This is a genomic window from Aminobacter sp. P4_D5, assembly GCF_056401815.1.
Map to the genome: position 1 here is coordinate 1 of NZ_JBFUIP010001424.1, position 514 is coordinate 514.

At 68.9% G+C, this 514-nt stretch carries 1 pseudogene; it reads right to left on the reverse strand.

What is annotated here, in order from left to right:
* Window positions 1-269, reverse strand: a pseudogene (locus tag AC1DWF_RS38770) (hypothetical protein); the annotation flags it as partial.
* Window positions 270-514 lie beyond the last annotated feature (245 nt).

Sequence of the window (514 nt, forward strand, 5' to 3'; positions counted from 1 at the left end):
GTCGTGAGCACCGTGGTGAACCAGCCAGCGGCGATGACAGGACCGAAGCCCGGCACGGCGAGCAGGCCCATACCGGCGAGAATGCCGGCGCCCGTGCCCAGCACGGCGCCGACGGAGGTGCCGGAATGGGTCCGCATCGGGCCGGGGGCGGATTCCTCCGCGGCCTCGGCGAGGCTGACCTCCAGCCCCGGCAGGTCGAGCGCGTCAAGCTCCTCGACGGCCATCACCGCCGTCGCGCGATCCTCGAAAACCTTGGCCACTGTGAGCATCGGAATGGCTCCTGAAAACGCGGCAGGCCGGGAAATCACGCGATCCCTTGGGATCGACGCGATACCCCGGCCCGGCCGGCGGAATGGATGCATCAGCCCTATCGCTGCTGCAACGCAGCAAAAGGCCGCGCGGTTGCCGGCCGTCAGACGGGCATCTGGCTGCGATCCACCATGGTGGTGAACCAGCTACCGTCCTCGCCGCGATACATGACCCACCAGGGCTCGCCCCGGTGCTTGGGCACCAT